The following is a 16,246-nucleotide window of genomic DNA, read 5'->3' as shown; positions in this document are numbered from 1 at the left end:
GGCCTCCGACAATCCCGGGGCGGTTCACACCGACTTCGTCTATGACCATAAAGACGACAGCTACGTCTGCCCGGCTGGCAACCGCCTGCGCCGATCTAATCGTAATTTCAGCACCCCACGCGATCGTGTGAATAAGGACGGATCGATCCGCTACCGCGCGCGTCAGCAGGACTGCCAGAGCTGCGACCTGCGACAGCAATGCACCCCGAACATGCCCGCTCACAAAGTTACTCTAGCAATCCACGAAGGCGCACGCGACCTGGCACGCGATATCGCCACCACAGACGCTTATCTTGCGTCACGCCGCCAGCGGAAGAAGGTCGAGATGCTGTTTGCCCACCTCAAGCGCATCCTGAAACTGGATCGTCTGCGCCTGAGAGGGCCGAATGGTGCAAGAGACGAGTTTCACCTGGCCGCCGCAGCCCAGAACCTGCGCAAAATGGCCAAGATCATTCCCATGGCGGGCCCCGCACTGGCCTGACAGGCGCGGAACGCCACTCGCATCTATCGCGGATCACACCCCAAAAGCTCGCGCAACCGAGTTTTTCAACAGAATAGGCCCAAAAGCCGCCCCTAAATATTGAGGCATTGAGTCGCTCTCGTACGCCCCAGCAGGCTTGACGTCATCTTCAAAGCTGGCGGGATCGATAATGGCTGCGGTATTAGATTGGTGCTTCACCAACGCAGAATCGCGCACAGCCGTTGCCGCCGGTGGTGTTGACCCGAAGACCCGGAACGACATCGGACAGCTGCATTTGGCACCGAGCATGCCCCATGACTTTCACCGCCCGAGAACATTTAGCTCTGCAGATTCATGCTTTAATAATGCTCGCCTTTCTGCCCGCGAGCGCGTCGATCAGGCCGGCGAAGTCCACACTCATTTGGATAGCATCGTCTTCCAGTCCGGAAATGGGCAGCCGTATCTCCACACTCTCCTGAGTTTGAGTCCATTCAGGATAATATTCCGTACGCTCAGCCTCGATTCCTACTCGCATCATGAATGACAGAGCATCGAGAAAGTCGTTGAACAGAAGACGGCGACAGAGCGCATTCCTTTCGGGATCAAACCTCCATTCAGCCAGCTGCGCCAGTTCTAAATTGCGTGCATTCCAAGCAAATGACCGGACAATATTTCCCATATAGCACCTTTAATCGTGGCGCCGACATCCAAGTCGGCGAGTGGATTAGCAGGCGCTTGAGCTTGGAGAAAACCTGCTCGATCGGGTTCAGATCGGGCGAATATGGCGGCAGGAAGAGGAGCTTGATGCCGGCCGCCCGCAACGACCGGCGGACGCGGCTACCTTTGTGGCTGCCGAGATTGTCGATGATCACGATGCTGCCGGGTTCCAGCGCCGGGATCAGGAATTGTTCGACCCAGGCGGTGAAGCTGTCGCCGTTGATCGGTCCATCGATCACGCACGGTGCCACGATGCCGTCATGGCGTAGACCGGCAATGAAGGTCAGCGTCTTCCAATGGCCGTGCGGGACCTTGGCGATGAGCGGCCTGCCCCTGTCGCCCCAGCCGTGGGTCCGCGTCATATTGGTCTTCGCCCAGGTCTCGTCGATGAAGACAAGGCGCTTGGGATCTATGTGCCGCTGAAGCGCGAACCAGCGGGCGCGGCGGCGGGCAACGTCCGGGCGATCTTGCTCCTTGGCGAAGAGCGTCTTTTTTAAACGTCTTGCCCAGCCGCTTGAGGTAGCGCCACAGCGTGTCGCACGCCACCACGACCTCCCGCTCTTCGCGCAGCATCGCCCGCAGTTCCTGGAGCGTCACATCCTTCTCGGCGATCCGCACCAGCAGCCATTCGCGTTCCGGTTCAAGCTTGCAACGTTTGTGGCCGCCGACCTTGCCCGCCTCGATCGCTCCCGTCCGACGCCATGCCTGTGCCCACCGAACCCCCGTCGCCGGGCTGACCTCGAACAAATCCGCCGCAGCTCGGGCCGACAGACCCCGATCCAGTGCCCGTCCAAAGCGCTCTCGCAAATCTCGGGAAAATGGCCTCATCCATCCTGGCCTCCTCACCAGTGGACAGCTTGAATCACATTCATTCCCTCTTGGGAATCCCTCCGATTCCTTCAAACACGGAATGACCCTAGGGTGGAGGGCCGGAGCCGGAAAGCTGGGCCCGAGCGGTCCTTCCCGCAAAGGAACGCCCGGACCCAACACCGATGGCCCCCTTTTGGCCATCATCCCTTCGAGAGGTGAACCGCCTGTGGCACCATATATTCCAAGAGCCCCTCCATGCCGTGCTCGATCCCGAAGCCGCTCTGCTTGTGGCCGGCAAAGGGTGTATCAGGGCGAATATTGAGATTCTGGTTGATCCAAACGGTGCCGGTCTCCATCCGGCGCGCAATTTCCATGGCCTTGTCGGTGTCCTTCGACCATATGGCTCCCGCCAGGCCATATTCGCTGGCGTTCGCTCGATCGATCACGTCGTCGATATCACGGAATTTCAACATTGGCAGAATGGGGCCGAAAGCTTCCTCCTGCACCACCCGGCTGTCCTCCGGCGGGTTGTCGACGATGGTTACCGGAACGAAGTAGCCGCCATTATCCGGAATGGCGCGCCCCTGAATCAAGGTCAGATCGTTGGACTTCGCATCCTCCAGAAGTTCCACGACCCGATCATATTGCCGCTTGTTCTGGATCGGACCCAGGACGGTGCCTTGCTCGGCGCCGTCTCCTACCTTCGTTCCCTCGGCGATCGTCTTCAGGCGATCGCGCAACCCTTCGTAAACATCTTCATGTACGTAGAGACGCTTGGTCGCCACGCAGATCTGAGCACTGTTGTAGAAAGCGCCGAAGAAGATCTTCTGAGCGACAGCATCCAGATCCACATCCGACAGGACAATGGCCGCGTCATTTCCGCCGAGCTCGAGCGTAACCCGCTTGAGGTCGGCAGCGCCGCTTTCCAAGACGCGCCTACCGGTAGCGGTGGAGCCCGTGAAGCTGATCTTGGCGAATCCCGGATGCGCCGTCATCATCGGCCCAAGCGCATCACCGCCTGTGATGACGTTGAAGACGCCTGCCGGAAAAATGTCGCGGAACAACTCACCCATCTTCAAAGTGCAGAGGGGTGTGAAGGGGCTAGGCTTGAGAACCAGGGTGTTGCCGGCCACCAGCGCCGGCGCCAGCTTCCAAGCCACCATATTGACCGGGAAATTCCAAGGCGTAATGGCACAGACAACACCCAGGGGAACATATCGCGTTTCGATGAACTGCCTGTCACTGTCTTCGGAGACATGCACCGGCGGCGTCTGCTTGGCGACCTGCTTCATCCATTTGCCTGCCCCGATGATCTCCTGCTTGGCCATTTCGACGGGGCGGCCCTGCTCGCGCGTGAAAAGGCGCGCCATATCCTCGGCCTGCCCGATCAGAAGGTCGCCCGCCTTCGCCACGAGGGCCTGGCGCTCGGCGATCGGAACCTTCCGCCAGCTTCTGAACGCAACGCGTGCCGCTTCAACGGCTTCATCAAGTTGCTCGGCCGTGCAATCGGGGGCGGTGGCGAACACTTCGCCGGTGGCTGGATTAATGACCTCAATCTCGGCCGCTCCGGAGACCGCTCGGCCGTTGATGGTCATAGCATAGTCGGCGTAATAGTTCATGGTGAAGCTCCTGGAAGACTTTTTCTTTAATTCTACCGAACGGTAGGTTCGGATAACGCCCGTGGCGAGTCAAGGTGTGAAGTGTGCCGGTCGTCGCCTAGCCGCTGGCGCACAACGGATCGGGGCCAAGCCCGTTACGCTGCGCGAGGCCGGTGATGACGGTCTCGAATTCGATCATCGTATCTTGGAGAATTTCCGCCACGGGCTTCACACTGTCGATCCTGCCCATGACCTGGCCAGTCACGGCGATCGAAGCTTCCATGTCCCCGCCGAAATACAGCTTATGGGCATGGTCGAATTCGCTCATGATATTGCCGGGAGGCTCGACTTCATATTGCGTGGTCTTGCCGGTGCGCAGCGCACGCAGCGCCGGGCCGGTCCCGTGGCGGTTCAGGAAGACCGTGTCGGTTTCCCGGGCGTTCACGATGGCGTTCTTCCAGTTCTGGTGGACCGGACTTTCGCTTGCCGCGACCATGCGGGTGCCCATCTGCACCCCTTCGGCGCCCAGCGCGAAGGCAGCGGCCATCGAACGTCCGTCCGCGATTCCGCCAGCGGCGATGATCGGCACATTCACCCTGGACGCGACCAGCGGCAAGAGGACCATGGTGAAGACCTCGCGACTGCTCTTGAAGCCGCCGCCTTCAGCCCCCTCGACCACGAGGCCATCGACCCCGGCCGCGACCGCCTTCTCGGCGGCGGCGAGCGAGGGAACCACGTGAAAGACGGTGAGCCCCCTGCTTTTCAGCGCATCGCAATATTTGCCCGGATCGCCCGCCGAAGTGGTAACGAAGCGCACGCCCTGATCGACGACGAAGCTCACTATGTCGGGATCGCGCACGAACGCCTGGGCGATATTCATTCCCCACGGCCTGTCCGTCAGGGACTTCATCTTCCGCACTTCCTCCCGCACCTCGTCGAGGCGGCCGGAGGATGTTTCGATGATGCCGAGACCACCGGCATTGGAAACGGCGCTCGCCAACCGCGATCGTGCGATCCAGCTCATCGGCGCCTGCACGATCGGATATCGGATGCCCAGGAGCTCCGTGAGGCGATTCCTCATGGAACCACCACCATCGCCGGACGTCCCGCCAGCCGCGCGTTGATACCGTCCGTCATTCCTCAAGCTCCCGATCTGCAGGCCGGCGTGAAAAGGGGAATCCGCCCCTTGTCCCGCACGACCATCAATAACTGGTTGCGCTCCTCCGCCTCGAGCGCTGCCGCGAAGCTCGGCTGTTCCAGCGACGCATCGAACGACCGCTTGCTGACGCGCAGCACGTCCGGAGCCGCTGGCAGCATCTCTCGCGCCAAGGCCTCGCCATATCCATCCAGGTCCTCTTCGCTGGTGACTTCGGAAACAAGCCCCCAGCGAAGTGCATCGGCCGAGCGGATCGGCCGATTGGCAAGCAGCGTTTCGCGCGCCTTGGACAGGCCGATTGTCCGCTGCAGGCGCCAACTGATGCCTAGCTCCGTGCCTGAGAGCCCGATCGAGATGAACACCGGATGGAAAACGGCACTTTCGCTCGCCACGATCACGTCGCAATTGAGCGCGAGGGCCATCCCCCCACCGGCGGCGGCTCCTCTAACCGTAGCGATCAAAGGTTGCGGGCAGGAGCGCATGGCCGTCATCACGTCACGCAAGACCCAGTCGCCCCGCAAGCCGTCCTGCAGGGCTTCGGGCTTGCCGACCGCCTTCAGGTCGCCGCCAGCGCAAAAAGCCCGTCCCGTGCCATGCAGGATAACCACGCGGACATCCCGGTTCCGCCGGAGCGATTCGAAATGCGCGAGGAGCGCTTCCACCATCGGCTGATCCAGCGCGTTCAGGCGGTGGGGCCGGTTGAGCGTGAAGCGTTGCAGCCCGCCACCGAGATCGTCCACCCGCAGCATATCCATCTTGTGCCACCCCTCGACCAGATGATCGCCGGCCTCAGCCGGACCATGCGGTGTCAGCCGATTTGTCTGGAACGCCCTTCCCAAAAAGGCCTTCTGAGCTCTGCCTTCATGATCTTGCCCGCGCCGGACAAGGGAAGCGACGTGGCCCGAAGCTCGAACGACTTCGGCCGCTTGTAGTTCGCGATCAGAGGCTCGCAATGGGCCTTGAGATCGCTCTCGGTTACCGGGATGCCTTCGCGAGTCTGAATGATGGCGTGCACCCGCTCACCCCAGCGCTCGTCCGGCACACCGATCACAGCGCACTGAGCCACGCCCGGATGGCTCATCAGCGCATTCTCGACCTCGGCCGAATAGACATTCTCACCACCGGTGATGATCATGTCCTTCACGCGATCCTCCAGATAGAGATAACCTGCTTCGTCAACGCGACCAGCATCGCCGGTCTTGAGCCACCCATCGACGATTGTCTGGGCAGTGAGATTCGGTTGTTTCCAATAGCCAAGCATCACGCCAGGCGCGCGCGCCTCGATTTCGCCGACAACCCCGACCGGCACCGGCTCGCCCTGCCTGTTGACGATCCGAAGCGACATCGTCGGCGCCACGCGACCGGCCGAGCGGCCGCGACCGGCGAGATGATCCTCGTGGTCAAGCACGGTAAGGCACGCCGAAAGTTCGGTCTGGCCATAGGCCTGCACGAAACGGGCGTTCGGCAACAATTCCATCGCCGCTTCGAGCACCGCGCTGGATATCGGCGACGCACCGTAGGTCAGACGCTGGATGCTCGACATATCGGCCGGCTGCTGGCGCAATCTCTCGCACAGCATGCTGATCATCGTCGGCACCAGCAGCATCACCGTCACCCGATGCTCCTCGACGGACTTGATCGTCGTGGCCGGGTCGAAGCTGCTGAGAATGACGTGTGTCGCCCCCAACATGGTCATGCCGAACAACATGCCCGCCCCCGCGATATGGAACATCGGCGCGATATGCAGGACGACCGCGTTCGAGGCATACTGCGTGACGGCCTGAGCGGCCAGAAAGGCGGTGATCAGCTGGGCATGGCTCAACATCACCCCCTTGGCCCGCCCCGTCGTGCCGCCGGTGTAGAAGATGCCCGCCAGATCGCAGCCGCTGCCGCCCTCTTCCGGGATCGGCTCATGCATCGAGACGAGCTCGCCGATCGACGGCACGCCCAGCCCATCCTCGCAGCCGAACACGGCAACGCCGCTCGCGGCGAACCACGATGCCCATCCGGCGAAATTCGCATCGACAACCATGATCGCCGGTTCGCTGTCCTCGAGAGCAAAGTTGATCTCCGCCTCGGCCCAGCGCGTGTTGAACGGTATCGCGACGCAGCCGGCCCACAACACCGCGTACAAGCATTCCACGAAACGATCGCTGTTGACGGCGAGCATGGCGATCCGATCGCCCGGGTTCGCTCCCGCCGCGCGAAACGCCGCCGCCAGACGGGCGACGCGCTGCTGCAGTTCGGCCCAGGTCGTAACACGCGAACCGCAGATCAGGGCGGCCTGGCTGGGAAAAAGCTCCGCGTTGCGCCTAAGGCTTTGGGTAAGCTGCACCAATCATCTCCTTGCCATCGCGATCCAGGAAGCCAGCCCGAACCAGTATGGCCTGTTTGTCGGCATCGCGATCCGCAACGCCAGATTTTCCCTCACTGCACGCGTCGCGCGAGCGTCACGAGCCGTCCGCTTCTGTCAGATCGAGCGCGCCACGACCTCCTTCATGATCTCCGAAGTACCGCCATAAATCCGCTGCACACGCGCATCGCGCCACAGACGGGCGATGGGATATTCGTTCATGTAACCCGCGCCGCCATGCAGTTGCAGGGCGGCATCGCAGACCTCCCACTGCAATTCGGTATGGAACAGCTTGGCGGCGGAGGCCTCGGCAGCGGTCAACTTTCCCTGCAAGTGACGCGCCATTGCCCAATCGAGATGGGCCCAGCCAGCCTGCATCTTTGCCTTCAGCCCGGCTAGCGTGAAACGCGTGTTCTGAAAATCAAACACGGTCTGCCCGAAGGCTTTCCGCTCCTTGGTGAACTTGACGGCTTCGTCGAAAGCACGTTGCGCGCTGGCCTGGGCCATGACCGCTATGCTCAGTCGCTCCTGCGGCAGCTGCGCCATCAGGTAGCCGAAGCCCTTGCCCTCCTCCCCAAGGAGATTCGCCGCAGGTACGCACAGATCCTGAAAGAATAGTTCCGAGGTGTCGGCGCCATTCTGCCCGATCTTGTCGAGGTTGCGACCTCGCGTGAACCCCTCGCGCGTCGCCTCGACAAGAATAAGCGATATCCCCCGGCTGCCAGCGTCCGGATCGGTTTTGGCGACCACGATTACCAGATCGGCGTTCTGACCGTTACTGATATAGGTCTTCGCGCCATTGATAATATAGTTGCCGCCCTCACGCCGCGCGGTGGTTCGCACACCCTGGAGGTCGGAGCCGGCACCGGGCTCGGTCATCGCAATGGCGGCGACGGTTTCGCCCGAGATCATCCTCGGCAGCCATTTATGCTTCTGGTCTTCCGAACCGTAGCGTTCGATATAATCGACGATGATATCCGACTGAAGGCAAAGATGCGTCGGCGAGCCCGCGTAATATAGTTCCTCGTCGATCACGGCATTGTAGCGGAAGTCGAGGCCAAGCCCGCCATAGGCCTCAGCGACGGTCGGGCAGAGCAGCCCCGCTTCGCCCGCCGCCCGCCAGAACTCCCGGTCGACGATACCCTCTTGCTCCCATCTATCCAGGTTGGGAGTATGTGCACGGTCCAGGAACTTCCGGACCTGGTCGCGGAAAATCTCCAGATCCACGTCGTAGATCGTGCGACTGTCGGTGGCGAGCATCGCCCTTTTCCTTTCCGATGAGGCCCGCGGTATCAGAGACTGATCCCGCCGCCCACCTCCAGCACTTGGCCGCTTACATAGTCGCTGTCGGGGCTGCATAGCATGTAGATGCTACCGGCAGCCTCTTCGACTGTGCCCGGCCGGCCCATCGGTACGAGATCGGACATCGCCTTCAGCGCCACCGCCGGAATACCTGCCTGGATCGTGCGCCCCTCGACCTCGATCTTCGTTTCGGGATTGTCGCTGGACTTGGTAAGCCGCGTCTCAATCAGGCCGAAGGCGATGCAGTTCACGCACACCTTGTGCCGCCCCCATTCCTTGGACATCGTCTTCGTCATTCCAACGACGGCGGCCTTGGCCGAAGAATAGTTGATCTGGCCCGCATTGCCGCGCGTACCAGCCATCGACGAGATGTTGACAACCTTGCGGATCACTTCCCGCCCGGCCTCGGTCTCGGCCTTTCGGAACATCCGGATCGGCTCGGAAGCGGCGCGCAGGATGCGAAACGGGGCCAGGACGTGCACGTCGAGCATGGCCTGGAACTGCTCATCGCCCTGCTTCTGGATAACGCCGTCCAGCGTATAGCCCGCATTGTTGACGATGATATCGAGGCCACCAAAGCTATCGATCGCGGCCTTGACGAAACGCTCGCCAAAGTCCGGTTCCGTCACACTGCCCACACAGGCGACGGCGGATCCGCCAGCCGCCCGGATCGCGCCGACCACTTCGTCAGCCGGCTCCTGATCGAGATCGTTCACGACCACGCTTGCACCTTCCGACGCAAGCTTCAGGGCCGTGGCGCGCCCGATCCCGCGGCCGGATCCGGAAACGATCGCGACCTTGCCCAACAGCTTACCCATTTTAATTATCCCTTCTGGAAATCACCCGAGCGCTACGAGCGCTTCACCATCGACCGTCTGGACGTCCTTGTCGGTCCACGCACCCAGCTTTACCCGCGCCAGACGTTCCCCATCCTGCTCGATGATCTCGGCAATCCGACCGCGACAATGGATCGTGGCATGAACCGGCGTGATCGCCACGAAGCGGGTGCTCCATTTGCGTATGTTCTGCTGCGGTCGCCAACGTGTCAGGAACTGGCCGAGATAGGCCATGACGAGCATGCCATGGGCGAATACATCGTCCATTCCGGCGCCCTTGGCGAAATCGCTGTCGATATGCAGCTTGACATGATCGTGCGATGCTCCCGCGAACAGCGCCAGAATGGTGCGATCGATTGGCCCGCAGATATGTTCGGGCAATTCCTGCCCTTCGAAGACGGTCTCCGGCACCGTCATGACGGCGTCAGCCATTGCGTGCCACCGTAACCTGACGCGCTTCGATGCACAGTATCTGATCGCTGTTGGTGCAGCGCGTCTCCTGAACGATGAATTGCAAGGCGCCCCCCTTCTTTTCGTAAATGTCCGTCGTCGTCGTGACGAGTTCCAGCCGGTCGCCGGCGTAGACGGGCTGGTGATAGGTGAAGCTTTCTTCCCCATGCAGCACACGCCGCATATCGATCCCCATGCCGTTCACGGGATCAAAAACGTCACCGACCGCAGCAGGCGCCGAAAGCTGCAGGCTGAACATGTAGGTCGGCGGCATAGGGATGTCGGGATGCCCGGCAGCCCGCGCTGCCTCCTCGTCGAAATAGATCGGATTGGTTTCCCCGGTGGCTTTCGCAAAGAACTTCAGGAAGCCGCGTTCGACCTCCACGACGCGGGGTTCGGAGACCACGCCGATATGCCGCTGAGCATCGATCCTCATCAGGCCGCCCTCTCATAGAGCGTGACCACGCACGCACCGCCGAGACCCAGATTATGCTGCAGGGCATGCCGCGCGCCTTCGACCTGGCGCGCGCCTGCGGCCCCCCGCAGTTGCTGAGTCAGCTCGAAACACTGGGCAAGCCCGGTGGCGCCAAGCGGGTGCCCCTTCGACAACAGGCCGCCGGACGGATTGGTCACGACGCGGCCTCCATAGGTGTTGTCCTGGTCCGCGATGAACTTGGCCGCTTCACCCTCGCCGCACAGGCCCAAGCCCTCATAGGTCACGACTTCGTTGTGCGCGAAGCAGTCATGGAGTTCAGCGACACGGATGTCCTTAGGACCGACGCCGGAGGCTTCGTAGACGGCTTCGGCCGCGCGCCGCGTCATATCCTTGCCGACCACGTACATCATATCGCCTGCTTCAAAGGTATTCGGACGATCCGTGGTCATCGCCTGTGCCGCGATCCTGACTTCCGTCCGGAGCCCCAGGCGCCGCGCAAGCCGGCCTGACACGAGGATCGCAGCCGCCGCGCCGCAAGTGGGGGGGCATGCCATCAGTTTGGTCATGACGCCTGGCCAGATCACCGGCGCCGCCAGAACCTCTTCTTCCGTCAGTATATTACGGAAAATGGACAGCGGGTTGTTCGCCGCGTGACGACTCGCCTTAGCCCGGACCTTGGCGAAGTCGGCCAGCGTCGATCCATATTTCTCCATATGAGCCAGCCCCGCCCCGCCAAAGAAACGCAGCGCGACCGGCAAGTCGACATCCACAAGCGCATCACAGGCGTCATCGAAGGCCGTGAACGGGCTAACGCGGTCGGCGAAAACATTGCCAAGCGCCCCCGGCCGCATCTCCTCGAAACCGACGGCGAGCACACATTCCGCGGCGCCGCTTGCGATTGCCTGGCGCGCCAGAAACAGCGCCGTGGAGCCCGTGGAACAATTATTGTTGACGTTGACGATCGGGATCCCGCTCATGCCGGTACGGTAGATGGCCCGCTGTCCCGAGCAGCTGTCACCATATACGAAGCCCGCATAGGCCTGCTCGACGACATCATAGGATATGCCCGCGTCCTGAAGAGCCAGCTGGATTGCAGTGCTGCCCATCTCGTCATAGGGTGCGCTCTGGCCCGGCTTGGTGAACGGGATCATTCCGACCCCGGCGATCAGCACGTCTTGATCCGATACCGCCAACTTAACGCTCCTCCGAAAATGAAATGATCCGCCGCCTGCTGCGATGGCGGGTGGAACCGGCGCGTACGAACGCCGGGTTGATATGACGTCCTAGCTGCGGTTGACGCAGACCACTCCGGCGTGGGCATCCGTGTAGTTACCGCCCGTGTAAGCGATCTCGCCGTTCACCAGGACGGTATCGATGCCGGTCGCAGTTCGAACGTAGCGCATACCGTTGCCCGGCACGTCATAGACAGGCACCTCCTGGCCCCGATCGATCGTATCGGCATCGAATATGACGATGTCTGCGGCGAGCCCGGGTTTGAGCCGGCCACGATCCCTGAGGCCCCAGATATCCGCGGTCTCGCCGGTGATCTTGGCCACAGCGGCTTCAAGCGAAAGCACCCCGCTCTTGCGCACGAATTCCGAGAACAAATAACCGGTGTCGCCGTAGGTGGCGAAGGACGAAAGATGCGCCCCGCCGTCGCTCGCGCCGACATGGACCAGCGGGTGGGCCAGCATCGGTCCGATCCGAGCGGTCGACTGATGGCCCTGGCCTGCGCTCAGGAAGGCCACGTCCAGTCCATGCTCCAGACTCAGATTGATCAGCGCCAACGCCGGCGCCTCCCCGCGGATTCGGGCAATTTCCGAGAGCGTCTTGCCGATCAGCTCCGGCGGACAGGCGTCGCCGCCGCGCGCGATCAGATGACCGATAAGCGCCTCGCCACCGTCCGCGCCGGCATATCCAACCAGCCTGGCAACCGTTTCTGGATCGCGCAAGGCCGCCATGCGTTCGGCCAATGGCAACCGAAGCGTCCGTATCCAGCGCGTGATGCCGGCCACGAAAAGGCTGGGTCGCAGCAGGCTGAAGGATATGTCGATCGGCCGGGTCTGCATCTGAGGCCACACCCGCGCGCCACGCGCAAACTGTTCCTCGACGCGGGAGATCGATCGCTCGGCATTGTCAGGCACCTCCAAGGTGTCGAAAAGCGGAGAGAAGGTCGTCCGAATATCGTGCTTGATCGAAAGCTCGGCCAGCTGATCGATACGGGCAATTGTAATATCGGTAGCGTAGAACTCGGGTACGCACTGTAATATACAATCGTATTCACCAAGCACGGCGCAGAGAGCATCAATTTCCTTGAACTGTGCGAAGCGGCTGGGAACAGGGCGGTTATTTTCGTCCACATCCACGAAGCTGGTGGAAAGGCCGATGGCACCGGCACGAAGGCACTCGCGCAGTATTTCCTGCATCGCCGTAATCTCGTCGGCAGTCGCGGCGCGCTCCTGCGCGGCAGACCCCATCACCCACAAGCGGATCAGACTATGCCCGACCAGCGGAGCGACATTGATCGAAAGATCCTTCTCCAACGCCTTCCGGTAACCGCCAAAATCTTCCCAGGTCCATTCGAAAGCGACGGTGAACGCTTCGGGCGGCATCTCCTCGATCTGTTGAAACATGCCTATCACCGCGGGGCGATCGGCAACCTTGAGGGGGGCCAGCGACAGCGAGCAGTTGCCGGGCACGACACAGGTGACACCATGCTCAAGCGAGGGCTTGGCGGCACCGTCCCAGAGAAGTTGAACGTCGAAGTGGGTATGCGGATCTATGAAGCCCGGCGCCACCACCCGGCCCTGCGCCTCCAACACATGGCGAGCCTCGCCTTCAACGAGGCCCACCGCTGCGATCTTGCCGTCCTTCACGGCCACATCGCCTTGGAACGGGGGCGCGCCCGTGCCATCGACCACCAAGCCGCCGCGCACGATTACATCGAACATAGCTTCACTCCCCAGCATCCGGGCCGCAATCGTCCTGCACGATCCACCGCCACGACTGGCCCGCGAGATCGTCCACATGGGACGCCCCGCAATTCCTCATCAATCTCAGACCCGTTTCTTCGTTGAGAACGATCGAGCTCTCGACGCCGTTGCCATGCCGGAGTCGAACCAGCAGTTCGGCAGACCCGCCATGGCCGGCGACGATCCGGGCGTGGACAATTATTGCCTGATCCATCTAGCCAAGCGGGGGCTCAACAAACACCACGTCCGACCCCAACAACAGACCAGCCGGCTTGCGCATCGCGAAGATATGCAGATTCCAGCTCTTGATATGGTCAACAGCCTCTTCAAGGCTTTGCTCAGGCAATGCGCGGCGGGCCAATTCCTCGATCGTCTCGTCCGGCTCGGGCGTAACGAAGCGGCGCTGAATACTGAGCGCCATCAGATATGCCGGACAGCCATAGCCGTCCCTCGCGCACTGACGCCGCAGACCCAGGCTTCGGACACGATTTCGACCTCCCCATCATCATGGAGTTGCGCGGCGCCAGCTCGAGCTTGTCCCGACACAATCTATACCGAGCGGTAAGTAGTACCTTCGTCACAGCGAGTCAAGGCTGTCCCAGTGCATCCAAAGAGGCCGAGAGGGAGCGGAATCCTATCGGCCGAGCCCCGTCACGAAGAGATCGATATAAACTTCCGCCACCTCGCGGGCATCGAACTCGCCCCCCTCCTTGAACCACCGGGGAATGGCATTGAACGCGCCGAACAACGCGCGACTTGCGAATTCAGGGCTGCACTGGGCGATCGAATGATCAGATTGGCCTTCCACGATAATTTCGCGGATCGCAGCCTCGATAACCCGCCGCCCCGCCGAGTTTTCGGCGCGGGCTTCCGCGCTTACTACCTTCTGGTCAACGAACGCGAAACAGCGCCCGAAATCACTGCACATGATCTCGGTATAGGCGGTGAAGAAATGCCTCAGCTTTCCCACCCCGCTCAACTGGGCTTTTTGTGCACGACTCATCGCCGCGCGAAGCATATCAAGCGATATCTGCCCGATCTGTACCAGGATATCGTCCTTGTTCTCGGCGTAATAATATAACACCGGCTTGGAGACACCGAGCTTCTCCGAAAGCATGTTCACCGATGTTTCGTGGTACCCATTCTCGGCAAACAGGATCGCCGCCCCGCGCAGGATTTCCATACGCTTGGCTTCGAAGCCGGGACCGCGTGCGGGCTTCGCCCCTTCTCGTTCCTTTGCCGCCGCGCCCTTGTCGAGCTTCTTCATTTTTTCCTCCGTCAGGACAGTCCAATCCCGTCAAACTCTAATGCCTTGTCCGGCCAAGCGCCACGACTAGATGGAGTACTTGAGAACAAGCCAATTGCTACCTACTGGTAGGTCTGATAGAACATGTGCCGTACTCGGGCCGCATCGACGCCACCGAGGCAGGGAGAGAGCATGGTGGGCAACGGAGCGACCACGACCGGGACGACAGACCGACGCGGCTTCTTCAAGGCCGGCGGCCTCGGCGCGGCGGCGATCCTGTCTGGCGACGCATTGCCCCATATTTCCGAGGACGGAATGGCGCTGGCAGCGGAAATGCAGGGCGCCGCGCCCTTAGCCACCACCACCGCGGGCAAGGTCCGGGGGTTCGTGGACAGGGGTATTATGTGCTTCAAAGGCATCCCTTACGGAGCCTCCACAGGTGGACCCGCCCGCTTCCTCCCCCCTCGCCCCGCCGAGCCCTGGCTGGGCGTCCGGAAGGCAAGTTCGTTCGGCGACTCGGCAGCCCAGACTCCTATCGACGACCGCGGCCTGTTCCGCTCCTGGGACAGTTGGGTTTCGACCACACCGATGAGCGAGAACTGCCTGGTCCTCAACATTTGGACCCCAGGCCTGCGCGACGGAGTGAAGCGGCCAGTGATGGTCTATTTCCACGGCGGCGCCTATTCGAACTATTCCGCATCGCGGACCGTGTTCAACGGAGCCAATCTCTCGCGCAACGGCGATACGGTGATCGTCACGATCAACCACCGTCTGAATGCGTTCGGCTACATGTATCTGGGTCATCTGGATTCCCGATTCGCGGACAGCGGCAATGCGGGAACGCTGGATACCATCCAGTCCCTGATCTGGGTGCGCGACAATATTGCGGAGTTCGGCGGCGATCCCGGGAACGTCACGATCTTCGGCCAGTCGGGCGGCGGCGGCAAGGTCAACATGCTGCTGGCCGCCCCCGCCGCCCGGGGCCTGTTCCACAAGGCGATCGTCCAGAGCGGCCCGATGCTGACCGGCCAGACACCCGAGGAGGCGGCCGAGCGCGCAAACCGCCTGCTGGGTTTCATGGACATCGCGCCCAAGGATGTCGGACGACTCCAGGAGATTCCCTGGATGACGATGGTGAAGGCCATGGAGAAGAGCGGCATGGCTGTGCTTTTCGGCCCGGTCATCGACGGCCGCACCCTGCCGCGGCATCCATGGAAACCCGACGCCCCGGCGGTCTCGGCGGACATTCCGCTGATGGTCGGCACCGCAGCGACGGAAACCACCCAATTGATCGGCGCAGGCTCGGGCGCCGATCAGAGCATATTCAACTTGGATGAAGCCGGCCTGCGCACGAAGCTCGCCGATTATATGCCGCCGGAAGCGGTGGAACCGGTGCTACGGGTGTTCCGCCGCCACCGCCCCAAGGCGACGCCGAGCGATCTGTTCTTTCTGATAACCTCGCTCCAGCAGTTCGGCCGGGCAGCCGCGAATCAGGTGGCATTGAAAGCACGCCAGCGAAGCGCGCCAGTATATCTCTACGAGATCATGTGGCAAACGCCGGTCGACGGCGGCAAGTGGCGGGCGTCGCATTCCATCGAACATGGCCTGGTCTGGAACAACGTCGACGTCTCGGAAAGCTTCTACGGTAAGGGTTCCGACGCGCAGTTAGTTGCTGACCAGATGAGCCCCACCTGGCTCTCCTTTGCGCGCACGGGCAATCCCAACAATCCGGCCATACCGACGTGGCCACCCTACACCGAGCACGACAGGGCGGCGATGCTGTTCGATGCCAGATCAAAAGTCGTGAGGAACCTCAATAGTGAGGAAATTGCGGTTCTCGCCAAATATCCGGCCCTCAGACCGACACGGACCGGGCCGGTCCGTCAATAAGCCACTCAGATAATTAGGGA

Annotated in this window: 15 protein-coding genes and 2 pseudogenes; 2 read left to right on the top strand and 15 right to left on the bottom strand. The window is 61.7% G+C overall.

Annotation, left to right across the window (positions count from 1 at the left end):
• Nucleotides 1–31 precede the first annotated feature (31 nt).
• A pseudogene (locus CMV14_RS10235) lies at nt 32–481 on the top strand (transposase); the annotation flags it as partial.
• Nucleotides 482–514: 33 nt separating this feature from the next.
• Here the strand turns inward: CMV14_RS10235 and CMV14_RS26460 are convergent.
• The 15 genes and pseudogenes from CMV14_RS26460 to CMV14_RS10160 form a co-directional block, all read right to left on the bottom strand.
• Entirely contained in the window at nt 515–742 is a 228-nt protein-coding gene (locus CMV14_RS26460) for a hypothetical protein (RefSeq protein WP_139114723.1), read from the bottom strand.
• Between the two features lie 70 nt (nt 743–812).
• On the bottom strand, nt 813–1,139 hold the full coding sequence (locus CMV14_RS27715; protein WP_083215915.1) for a 4a-hydroxytetrahydrobiopterin dehydratase: 327 nt from the start codon (nt 1,137–1,139) through the stop codon (nt 813–815).
• A 46-nt stretch (nt 1,140–1,185) separates the two neighbouring features.
• A pseudogene (locus CMV14_RS27120) lies at nt 1,186–2,005 on the bottom strand (IS630 family transposase); the annotation flags it as partial.
• 182 nt (nt 2,006–2,187) lie between these two features.
• Entirely contained in the window at nt 2,188–3,606 is a 1,419-nt protein-coding gene (locus CMV14_RS10220) for an aldehyde dehydrogenase family protein (RefSeq protein ID WP_066964870.1), read from the bottom strand.
• A 97-nt stretch (nt 3,607–3,703) separates the two neighbouring features.
• Nucleotides 3,704–4,609, bottom strand: a complete 906-nt coding sequence (locus CMV14_RS10215; protein WP_238147250.1) for an NAD(P)H-dependent flavin oxidoreductase — start codon at nt 4,607–4,609, stop codon at nt 3,704–3,706.
• 116 nt (nt 4,610–4,725) lie between these two features.
• Nucleotides 4,726–5,496, bottom strand: a complete 771-nt coding sequence (locus CMV14_RS10210) for an enoyl-CoA hydratase/isomerase family protein (RefSeq protein WP_066964865.1) — start codon at nt 5,494–5,496, stop codon at nt 4,726–4,728.
• Between the two features lie 53 nt (nt 5,497–5,549).
• Nucleotides 5,550–7,076: a class I adenylate-forming enzyme family protein gene (locus tag CMV14_RS10205; RefSeq protein ID WP_066965052.1), complete on the bottom strand. Its 1,527-nt coding sequence runs from the start codon at nt 7,074–7,076 to the stop codon at nt 5,550–5,552.
• Between the two features lie 135 nt (nt 7,077–7,211).
• On the bottom strand, nt 7,212–8,354 hold the full coding sequence (locus tag CMV14_RS10200) for an acyl-CoA dehydrogenase family protein (RefSeq protein WP_066964864.1): 1,143 nt from the start codon (nt 8,352–8,354) through the stop codon (nt 7,212–7,214).
• A 32-nt stretch (nt 8,355–8,386) separates the two neighbouring features.
• Nucleotides 8,387–9,214 carry an SDR family NAD(P)-dependent oxidoreductase gene (locus CMV14_RS10195; RefSeq protein ID WP_066964863.1) on the bottom strand — a complete coding sequence of 276 codons (828 nt, stop codon included), beginning with the start codon at nt 9,212–9,214 and terminating at the stop codon, nt 8,387–8,389.
• 21 nt (nt 9,215–9,235) lie between these two features.
• Nucleotides 9,236–9,664 carry a MaoC/PaaZ C-terminal domain-containing protein gene (locus tag CMV14_RS10190; protein WP_202820897.1) on the bottom strand — a complete coding sequence of 143 codons (429 nt, stop codon included), beginning with the start codon at nt 9,662–9,664 and terminating at the stop codon, nt 9,236–9,238.
• A complete protein-coding gene (locus tag CMV14_RS10185) occupies nt 9,657–10,118 on the bottom strand; it encodes a MaoC family dehydratase N-terminal domain-containing protein (RefSeq protein WP_066964862.1) in 462 nt (153 codons plus the stop codon). Before CMV14_RS10185 ends, CMV14_RS10190 begins: the two co-directional genes overlap by 8 nt.
• A complete protein-coding gene (locus CMV14_RS10180) occupies nt 10,118–11,311 on the bottom strand; it encodes a lipid-transfer protein (RefSeq protein WP_238147249.1) in 1,194 nt (397 codons plus the stop codon). The genes CMV14_RS10185 and CMV14_RS10180 overlap by 1 nt, the downstream gene beginning before the upstream one ends.
• Nucleotides 11,312–11,401: 90 nt before the next feature.
• Nucleotides 11,402–13,069 carry an N-acyl-D-amino-acid deacylase family protein gene (locus CMV14_RS10175; RefSeq protein ID WP_066964861.1) on the bottom strand — a complete coding sequence of 556 codons (1,668 nt, stop codon included), beginning with the start codon at nt 13,067–13,069 and terminating at the stop codon, nt 11,402–11,404.
• 235 nt (nt 13,070–13,304) lie between these two features.
• Entirely contained in the window at nt 13,305–13,511 is a 207-nt protein-coding gene (locus CMV14_RS10165) for a hypothetical protein (protein WP_066964857.1), read from the bottom strand.
• A 213-nt stretch (nt 13,512–13,724) separates the two neighbouring features.
• Complete coding sequence (locus CMV14_RS10160; protein WP_066964855.1) at nt 13,725–14,357, bottom strand: TetR/AcrR family transcriptional regulator; 633 nt, start codon at nt 14,355–14,357, stop codon at nt 13,725–13,727.
• A gap of 171 nt (nt 14,358–14,528) precedes the next feature.
• On the opposite strand from CMV14_RS10160, the gene CMV14_RS10155 reads away from it, so the two are divergent.
• Nucleotides 14,529–16,226, top strand: a complete 1,698-nt coding sequence (locus tag CMV14_RS10155) for a carboxylesterase/lipase family protein (RefSeq protein WP_066964853.1) — start codon at nt 14,529–14,531, stop codon at nt 16,224–16,226.
• Nucleotides 16,227–16,246 lie beyond the last annotated feature (20 nt).

The sequence above is a fragment of the Rhizorhabdus dicambivorans genome, assembly GCF_002355275.1.
Lineage (GTDB): Bacteria > Pseudomonadota > Alphaproteobacteria > Sphingomonadales > Sphingomonadaceae > Rhizorhabdus > Rhizorhabdus dicambivorans.
The sequence above is the reverse complement of the archived record's forward strand: the minus strand, read 5'-3'. Positions and strand labels throughout refer to the sequence as shown.

Excerpts from the sequence above, each read along its gene's own strand:
- CMV14_RS10190 (WP_202820897.1), bottom strand. The coding sequence starts at position 9,664 with ATGGCTGACGCCGTCATGACGGTGCCGGAGACCGTCTTCGAAGGGCAG.
- CMV14_RS10175 (WP_066964861.1), bottom strand. The coding sequence starts at position 13,069 with ATGTTCGATGTAATCGTGCGCGGCGGCTTGGTGGTCGATGGCACGGGC.
- CMV14_RS10220 (WP_066964870.1), bottom strand. The coding sequence starts at position 3,606 with ATGAACTATTACGCCGACTATGCTATGACCATCAACGGCCGAGCGGTC.
- CMV14_RS10200 (WP_066964864.1), bottom strand. The coding sequence starts at position 8,354 with ATGCTCGCCACCGACAGTCGCACGATCTACGACGTGGATCTGGAGATT.
- CMV14_RS10185 (WP_066964862.1), bottom strand. The coding sequence starts at position 10,118 with ATGAGGATCGATGCTCAGCGGCATATCGGCGTGGTCTCCGAACCCCGC.
- CMV14_RS10160 (WP_066964855.1), bottom strand. The coding sequence starts at position 14,357 with ATGAAGAAGCTCGACAAGGGCGCGGCGGCAAAGGAACGAGAAGGGGCG.
- CMV14_RS10195 (WP_066964863.1), bottom strand. The coding sequence starts at position 9,214 with ATGGGTAAGCTGTTGGGCAAGGTCGCGATCGTTTCCGGATCCGGCCGC.
- CMV14_RS26460 (WP_139114723.1), bottom strand. The coding sequence starts at position 742 with ATGTCGTTCCGGGTCTTCGGGTCAACACCACCGGCGGCAACGGCTGTG.
- CMV14_RS10215 (WP_238147250.1), bottom strand. The coding sequence starts at position 4,609 with ATGAGCTGGATCGCACGATCGCGGTTGGCGAGCGCCGTTTCCAATGCC.
- CMV14_RS10165 (WP_066964857.1), bottom strand. The coding sequence starts at position 13,511 with ATGGCGCTCAGTATTCAGCGCCGCTTCGTTACGCCCGAGCCGGACGAG.
- CMV14_RS10210 (WP_066964865.1), bottom strand. The coding sequence starts at position 5,496 with ATGGATATGCTGCGGGTGGACGATCTCGGTGGCGGGCTGCAACGCTTC.
- CMV14_RS10155 (WP_066964853.1), top strand. The coding sequence starts at position 14,529 with ATGGTGGGCAACGGAGCGACCACGACCGGGACGACAGACCGACGCGGC.
- CMV14_RS27715 (WP_083215915.1), bottom strand. The coding sequence starts at position 1,139 with ATGGGAAATATTGTCCGGTCATTTGCTTGGAATGCACGCAATTTAGAA.